The organism is Mesorhizobium sp. M1A.F.Ca.IN.020.06.1.1 (genome assembly GCF_004023265.1).
GTDB lineage: Bacteria > Pseudomonadota > Alphaproteobacteria > Rhizobiales > Rhizobiaceae > Mesorhizobium.
The window spans coordinates 1-7,677 of sequence record NZ_RZSR01000196.1 but is presented as its reverse complement, the minus strand read 5'-3'; the positions used below and the strand labels follow the sequence as shown (position 1 = coordinate 7,677).

The following is a 7,677-nucleotide window of genomic DNA, read 5'->3' as shown; positions in this document are numbered from 1 at the left end:
ATGCGGCTGTAGAGCAGCTCGGCGCGCCTTGTGTCGATGAGGTTCATCGCTCCCTTGATGATGCCGTTGGTCTCGAGGAATGCCTCGTCGCACTGGGCGATGATGTCGACAATGGCATTACCGATGCAGAGCACGTCATAATCCGCATCAAAATCTCCGCCAAAAACCCGAGCCGGCTTCTTGCCATGCCGGCCGGGCGTGGTCTCGCGAGTTGAAATGGGTTGCCGCATGCGCTTGATCCAGCCGCCCTCACGCAGCTGCCGGTCCTGCTTCACGCAGCAAATCGTCAGCTTTGTCCGTCTTCTCCCAGGTGAACTCAGGCTCTTCACGCCCGAAGTGTCCGTATGTCGCCGTCTTGCGGTATATCGGGCGTAAGAGATCAAGCATCTTGATGATGCCTTTCGGTCGGAGATTGAAAACCTCGAGAACAAGGCGCTCGATCCTTTTTTCCTCGATCCTTGCGGTTCCGAAAGTATTGACCATGACAGAAACCGGACTGGCCACGCCGATCGCGTAGGCAAGCTGAACCTCGCAGACCTCCGCAAGGCCGCTGGCAACGATGTTCTTCGCGACATACCGGGCGGCATAGGCCGCCGAGCGGTCAACCTTGGATGGGTCCTTGCCCGAAAAGGCACCGCCGCCGTGACGCCCGGTCCCACCGTAGGAATCGACGATGATCTTCCGTCCTGTGAGGCCGCAGTCGCCGGCAGGCCCACCGACCACGAACCGCCCTGTTGGGTTGACCAGAAATCTGATCCCCGAAGTATCCAGGTGGGCCGGCAGGACCGGTTTTATGATCTCCTCAATGACGCCTTCGCGGACCGTGGCTTGTGAGACCGCTTCGTCATGCTGCGTCGACAGGACTATGGTATCCAGCGCCACCGGGCGGAGCCCTTCGTAGCGTACGGACACTTGAGATTTCACGTCCGGACGCAGCCAGCCAAGCTGTCCCGCTTTCCGGACCTCGGCCTGTCTTTTCGTCAAATGGTGAGCGAGTTGGATCGGCAGGGGCATCAATGTATCCGTCTCGTTGCATGCGAATCCAAACATGATGCCCTGATCCCCTGCCCCCTGCCCGAGATCCTGCCCTCGTCCTTCATCAACGCCCTGGCTTATGTCGGGCGACTGCTCGGTGAGGGCCAGAACGACGGCGCAACGTCGACCATCAAAGCCAATCGCATCATCGTCGTAGCCAATATCGAGTATCGTATCGCGGGCGACTTGGCTGTAATCGATGTGGGCATGGCTGGTGATCTCGCCAGCCACAACGACCATCCCCGTCTTCACCAACACTTCACAGGCGACGCGCGCCTTCGGATCGGTGCGCAGGACCGCATCGAGAATGGCATCGGAGATGTTGTCTGCCATCTTATCGGGGTGTCCCGCGCCGACGGATTCGGAAGAGAACACGAACTGCCTGGTCATAAAAATGCCCTCGCTTCAAGTGCTGGAGTTAGTGAGGAGTTTCTGGATTGGGGTGGCTTATCGGTCGGGGATGCCGGGAACATCGAACGCAGTGCAGAAGTCGGCAACGTCTCTTCGTACGCTCGCATGAACTTCCTGGTCATCGGGCTGGCGGCAGACCGAGTCGATGAAAGCGGCGATCTGCACCATCTCCGTTTCGCGCATGCCCATGGACGTCACCGCTGGCGTCCCTAAGCGGATGCCGCTTGTCAGCGCCGGATGCCGCCGGTCGCCCGGGACCATATTGAAATTCGCAATGATGCCTGCACGCGATAAGCGCTCCGCATAGGCTTTGCCTGACAGCGGCCGGTCCCGAAGATCAAGGATCAGCATGTGATTGTCAGTGCCCCCGGTGACGAGTTCATAACCTCGCTCCAGAAGCGCCTGGGCCAGAGCCTTGGCGTTGTGGACGATCTGCTGACCGTAGACACGAAAGGACGAGTTCGCTGCTTCCTGCAAAGCGACGGCAAGCGCGGCGATAGTATTCATATGCGGTCCGCCTTGCAGAAGAGGGAACACGGCGCGGTCTATACGTTTGGCCAGATTGTGTTTGCTCTTCGGATGATGGAGGGGCTGATAACGGTCTTCATTCCTTGATAAAATGAAGCCACCCCGGGGACCGCGGATCGACTTGTGAGAGGTGCTGGTGACCACATCGCAATGGGGCACGGGGTTCGGATGCACTCCTGCGACAACCAGGCCGCTGATGTGGGCGATGTCAGCCACCAGATACGAGTTCACCTCCGAAGCAATTTCGGCCATTGCCGCGTAGTCAAAAATACGCGGATAAGCAGTTCCGCCGACCCAAATTAGCTTCGGGCGTTCCCGCTTGGCGGTCTCGCGCAAGTGGTCATAGTCAATTTGCTGTGTCTTTTCGTGCAGCCTGTACGGGACGCGCTGATAATCGCTGCCGGAAAAATTGACGGACCAACCGTGAGTCAGATGGCCGCCTTCGGGTAAAGGCAAGCCCATCACTTTGTCACGGGGGCTCAAAAGCGCGCGATAGACAGCCTGGTTGGCTGGCGAGCCTGAATAAGGCTGGACGTTGGCGTGTTCACTGCCAAATAGCGCTTTCAGGCGCTCGATCGCGAGGGTCTCAAGCTCATCGACGATCTCGTTTCCGGCGTAGTAGCGCGCACCGGGGTATCCCTCGGCATACTTGTTGGTGAAAATCGACCCGGTCGCTTCCAACACCGCCGAGGAGGCAAAGTTCTCGGAGGCGATCAGTTTGAGAGTTGTCCGCTCCTGGCGCTCCTGTCTTAGAAGCAGTTCGCGAACGCGGGAGTCGACGGCGGCTAAGTGAGGCCGCCCGTAAGTGTCGGGCTGCGCGATGGCGCCGCCGGCGGAGTTATCCATGGTAGTCGCGCTCCATTTGGACTGATCTATTTCACGATCAAGCAGGCGGTCCCTTCAACCGCGCGTCTTGTATTGCTTCCAGGCGTTGTAGGTCTCTTTTATGATGACCATCATCGTGGGGCAGGAGATCGACCACCAATTGAGCCAGCCCGCCATCCTTGCCTCCTGCTTGCATATGGTACGAAGACTGCGGACGTTGTTCGTTGCAGCAAAGAAAGTTGGCTCTGACCAGCCGCCGGACGTGGCGTCGAACCTGCTCGCGAGGCAGACTGGTAATATCGGCCAGCTCGCCGACGGTTAGATCCGCATGCGCGCAAAGGCCCAGGATTCGAAGGCGATCAAGATGCGCTGCCGTCCTTACGCGATTTACCAGTGTCAACATTGGTTGGCATCAACCCGGACGGGATGCAGCAAGCCGCTAGCCCTTCTATCCCCATCAATCCGCATGAGATCTCTTCTCGTCATTTGCTGTAAATCCGCTGGTATGGATGCTAATGGAAGATGGATCACAGTCCTTTCTACGACTAAGACGCCAGATATTGGGGCTAATGTACCACCTGACAGGAGACTACGCTCACGAACATTATGTGAATTTTTTTTAACGTTGCTGAGAATCAAGGGTGAGGTTTGGCGAATGTCTCGCCGTCGACTGTCGAATCCTGCCCGACGGGATTATGGGGTGCGTAGCCTGCTTGTCCTTTCCACATGACCAGCGACGATGGGGCGAAGGCGGCAGACATAGCTCTGGAGCATGCTGCGGTGTCTTTGGCCTGAAGCCGAGGAAGGCGGACCGTGGCTTCCGCGCCGCTGCCGGGAGCCCCCGAACAGGCCAAGTGGATCAGCCGGGTGTTGCCGTCATAGAGCGTGAGACCCAAAGCTGGCCAGCCGCGCCCTGAGGCTGACGCACCGCTCAGCGTCCACCTTGCTCTCGAAGCCCATCGGCATAGCGCCGATAACGACTTGACCGCGTGCGTGTCGACGAGCGATCGGTGAGCGCAAGGATCGAGGGTGCAGTGCAGGATAATGCTGTTTTAAATCAGCGCTGTTTTCAGCCGACTGCCTTGAGCGTGGGCACAAGGATATAGGCCGCAGGAGATCATCGTCTGGCTGTTCGGGAGGCCGCCCTGGGCGCGCGACAGCCGTTCCTTCGGCTGCGCCAGCTCCGCCACCATCCGCGCCGTGCCTTCCGGAGACCATTCCCGCTGCCGGCCGGCGCCCGTGAAAACCTCGACCCGGCGCACCGGCTCGAGATGGCTGGGCTCAGCGTAACTCTGAAGTCGTCATATACCGAAGCCTTCACAGACTTCGGACATCTCCCTCACAGTCCGATCAAGATGGCGTCAGGAACACCGCTTGCGTTGATGCGGATGAACCCCTGCTTGTGCCACAATGACCCTTATCTCAGCGCGCGAGCCAAAGCTTCCGCGCAAGGCGACGGCTAGGATAAGGCAATGCCGACGAAGGGCACATTGCTTGCCACACTCTGGAATGATGGCATGCTCGGAAGGCCTAGGTTTTGCTCAGGGCCGCCTGCAAGGCGCGCTTGGAGGTTATTCACATAGCCTTCTGCGTAGTCCTGCGCCGTCGAGACCGAAAGATCAATGCCTGCCGCCAAGGCCTCTTCCATCAGGTGCTTTACGAGCCCATTTCGAATGGCCAGCTTGACCTCGGGGCCTGCGATAAGGCCGATCGCCTGCGCGGCCATATTGAGGCCAGCTTCCTCCAGCGCTCGCTTCATATCGCCTCCGTTAATGGCCGTACGCAGGAGATTGGCTGCTTGCGACTCAGCCTCGAGAACCATCGAGGCAAGATCGGCTACTTGTCCGAGGCCCGGAATGAAGCTGAGCAGTCCCACCGCCGTTGCCGCCAAGTCGAGCACTTTCGTCTCGATTTTGAGCACGGAGTCGACGACGTGCATGACGGCCCCGCCGTTCTTTTTGGCTGACTTAATGTCAGGCTGGTCCATCAGGCCCATCTTCATGTCCGCGACGGCATTCTGCTCTTCTGCGGTTTGGGCGCCGTGGGTGATTGGCTGCTGAACGTTGCGGTTCGCAGACGACATGTTTGTGCAAAAATGGGCAAAGTCTTTTTTGCTGATATTGCCGGAATCAACCGTATGCCCGCCGCCAAAGTCGAAGAATTTATGATGGGTCTTATAGCCCGTGATCGAATTGTTCAGGAGGCCAAACAAAAGAGGATCTGAAAGGAGCTGAGAGGCTGCTTCCCGCACTTTCGGATCAAGGCTCTTGTCGTCTTTCATTTTCGCCAGTTTGTCGCGAGTCAGAACACCGCTTCCAAAGAACGTGTCCTGATGGTCCTTGATCATCTCGACCGTATTCAGCTCAGTTTGCGTGAGGCTCATCGACGATGAGGCGACTTGCAGGAAATCCTCTTTGTGCATCTTCCCTTTCGAGCCACCGCACAACTGGTTCCAAGCATCGGGGTGATCGAGGAAATATTGCGCCGCCGCAATGACCTGGGGCGGAAATTTGCCGTTTTTCGATTCGCCGCCGACCATTTTCTTGAACTCATCCAGACTCAGGTCCTTGGACAGATTTTCGGAGTACCGGTAAAACTCCCGCAAGGCATCGCTCAAGGTCATGACCGAAGGCTGCAAACCTCCGCTGCCGTCGGATGGTATGTAGTTCTGCTCGTAGCTTTGCGCTTGGGCTTCCTGAAATGCAGCAACTTGTGGGTGGTGGTTTGAAAATCCGGCCAAGTCCTTGGCGTTGATCTTGCCTCCACAGCGGCCGTCGCCCTGCGAGCCAATCGCATAAAAAAGTCCCGAATCCTGCTGCAGTCCCTTGATCGCCGCTTTCAGATCCGGTGGCGTAGAGGGATCATTGGCTTTCTCGGTCAACGACTTCCAACTAAGCGGGCATTGGTCCTTGTGACGGTTGAGTACCGCAACAATCTGCAACTCAGCCGTGGTCAGCGACCCACCGTTCCACGTGATTCCGGGGCTCGGCCTGGGAGCCGGCTCGATCTTCGGGGTGACGCGGAGCAGATGTTGGGCTTCAGTCGCCTTGGAGCGTTGCGATTGGTCCTCCTTGAGAGCCGCCCTCATATGTGGCGGCAGCAGATCCAGTGGGTGTTGCTCCAAGCCCTTCAATGTCGATTCGACATCCGGTGCCAGATGGCCCAAAGGGTCCTGCCGCAATTTATCCATTGTCGAATCAAGATTCGACGTTGGCAGATCCCCTTGCGCGAAAGAGCCGGGCTTGTTTGCCAGCACACAAGTGGACAGCATCGCTTCGAAGCACGATGCACTTTGCTGATGCTGGGTCGCAAAATGGGAAACTTTCAGGCCCGGCCAACCCCTTGCGGACTGTAGCGAATTTGAGCGGTAGAAAGTTGAAAGATTGCTGGCCGACATTGTGCATCCTCAGACGTGACGTTGAAATCCCCACAAGAGACCCCGACAGAAGATCCCTTGCGTTTCACAAAATTCGACAATTCCAAGCGTCGGCAGGTCACGAATGCGCCTGCCCTGCCTTCAATTGCTGTGTTCCGGGCCGGCTCCAAGGTTCGGTCCAACACAATGGCCGGAGTCACCGCGAGAGCTGCCGGGACTCATCATGAGCGGATTAGCTTTCGAGAAACTGACGAGTTTGCGAAGAGTTCACAAAGGGGTAGCCGCAGTCATGTTCTTCAGAGCTGCGGCAAATCCTCAATGTTCATTTCTTGCCCAGCTCAGGCTTCCCGCCAACGCTATCCTGTTGTGGGATGTCAGAAGAATAAGAAGCATCCGGTCGTCCGTCGCGAACGACCGTAGTGGAGGAGCCGCGAAACAAGATCAGCACTGATTCCTTTGGCGTGGCCGCTATGTGAGTCTGCGCCTGCGCCTCCGCCACCAAGCCGTTAAAGGTCTGCTCCACGAGTGCGACGAAGCGCGGTGGACCGGAAACGAAGACGAGGCCATTGCCTGGCACGGGTTTGACCACATAGCGCTCGTCGGAGATATCAAGCTTGTCGAGAGCCCCCTTGAACGCATCGAAGCGAATCGACGTCATCAAAAGCATTCGAGTTTGCGATTCTTGTGCAGCAGACACATAGAGCACAAGGCCGTCATAGTACCATTGGAGACCGTAAAGGTTCGTCAAGCGGTCGAGGAACGCGCGCGGTGGCAAATCAGGCATACGTCCGCGAATTCGCCCCTTCACCGCAGGACTGATGTTGACCCTGATATTCAGGTTGTTGCCGAATTCCTGCAACGCTGCAGCGAGTTCCTGATCCAGAACCGTGTATCTATAGGGTGTCGCCGGAAGGGACAGCGGGACTGCGTGCGCCGGGTGAATCCCGGTGGACAGAAAAAACCCGGCACAGAGAAGTCTCAAAACATGCAGGGTGACGGGTTGGATAAGCGTTCTCGGCATGTCGCACTGATAAACCAAACGCTGAAATCATCACAAGTGACTAAATTGCCGAAGAGATTTTAGATGTCGAAATGACGCCGCCGTTAGTCAGCTTGTTGTCAGCTTGCCCCCCTAGGAGTGTTGCGCCGACACCGGGTGATGAATGGGCGGGGCCCGCCCGGTCAGAGAGAGCAACCGAGTCCTTACATGATGATGCCTGTCACGTCGATCTCTGCCACTCTAACGGCTGGCCTCCCCAGGGTCGGATCACCGTCGATTGTCGAGCAGGCCCAGTTTGAGCGCGCCTTAGGGCATGCAGCCGACTCGCTGAAAAACAATGCCGCCGCGGAGCCAGCGAGTGCGGCGCCAGTTGCTGCGGCGATGGATGTTCAGCGCGCGGCTGCGCCGACGAGCGGCATGGGCGATCGCGTGTTGCAGACGATTTCCTCCCTATATCCACACAACACTGTTTCCTTCCCCGCGCTCGACCATGACATAGCCC

At 57.7% G+C, this 7,677-nt stretch carries 6 protein-coding genes and 1 pseudogene; 1 reads left to right on the top strand and 6 read right to left on the bottom strand.

The genetic code is table 11. The features are described 5' to 3' along the window. From EOA60_RS38885 to EOA60_RS11435, 6 genes and pseudogenes are all read right to left on the bottom strand, one after another. Positions 1–230: pseudogene (locus EOA60_RS38885) on the bottom strand (hypothetical protein); the annotation flags it as partial. A 19-nt stretch (positions 231–249) separates the two neighbouring features. Further along, positions 250–1,425 carry a methionine adenosyltransferase gene (metK, locus tag EOA60_RS11460; RefSeq protein ID WP_063169265.1) on the bottom strand — a complete coding sequence of 392 codons (1,176 nt, stop codon included), beginning with the start codon at positions 1,423–1,425 and terminating at the stop codon, positions 250–252. A gap of 57 nt (positions 1,426–1,482) precedes the next feature. Then, positions 1,483–2,820, bottom strand: a complete 1,338-nt coding sequence (gene glyA / locus EOA60_RS11455; RefSeq protein ID WP_091595829.1) for a serine hydroxymethyltransferase — start codon at positions 2,818–2,820, stop codon at positions 1,483–1,485. 37 nt (positions 2,821–2,857) lie between these two features. Continuing rightward, entirely contained in the window at positions 2,858–3,202 is a 345-nt protein-coding gene (locus EOA60_RS11450; RefSeq protein ID WP_091595831.1) for a helix-turn-helix domain-containing protein, read from the bottom strand. Between the two features lie 1,056 nt (positions 3,203–4,258). After that, the gene (locus EOA60_RS11440) at positions 4,259–6,070 is read right to left on the bottom strand and encodes an HrpF/NolX family T3SS translocon protein (protein ID WP_236370748.1); all 1,812 of its coding nucleotides are present in this window, start codon (positions 6,068–6,070) and stop codon (positions 4,259–4,261) included. A 427-nt stretch (positions 6,071–6,497) separates the two neighbouring features. Next, a complete protein-coding gene (locus EOA60_RS11435) occupies positions 6,498–7,196 on the bottom strand; it encodes a secretin N-terminal domain-containing protein (protein WP_091595837.1) in 699 nt (232 codons plus the stop codon). A 186-nt stretch (positions 7,197–7,382) separates the two neighbouring features. Here EOA60_RS11435 and EOA60_RS37515 point away from each other — a divergent pair. Beyond that, a partial coding sequence (locus tag EOA60_RS37515) for a nodulation protein NolB (protein WP_281060736.1) occupies positions 7,383–7,677 on the top strand: 295 nt, incomplete at its 3' end.

What these genes read in the sequence shown, in the direction of transcription:
- metK (WP_063169265.1), bottom strand. Translation starts at nt 1,425, where the DNA reads ATGACCAGGCAGTTCGTGTTCTCTTCCGAATCCGTCGGCGCGGGACAC.
- EOA60_RS11450 (WP_091595831.1), bottom strand. Translation starts at nt 3,202, where the DNA reads ATGTTGACACTGGTAAATCGCGTAAGGACGGCAGCGCATCTTGATCGC.
- glyA (WP_091595829.1), bottom strand. Translation starts at nt 2,820, where the DNA reads ATGGATAACTCCGCCGGCGGCGCCATCGCGCAGCCCGACACTTACGGG.
- EOA60_RS11435 (WP_091595837.1), bottom strand. Translation starts at nt 7,196, where the DNA reads ATGCCGAGAACGCTTATCCAACCCGTCACCCTGCATGTTTTGAGACTT.
- EOA60_RS11440 (WP_236370748.1), bottom strand. Translation starts at nt 6,070, where the DNA reads ATGCTGTCCACTTGTGTGCTGGCAAACAAGCCCGGCTCTTTCGCGCAA.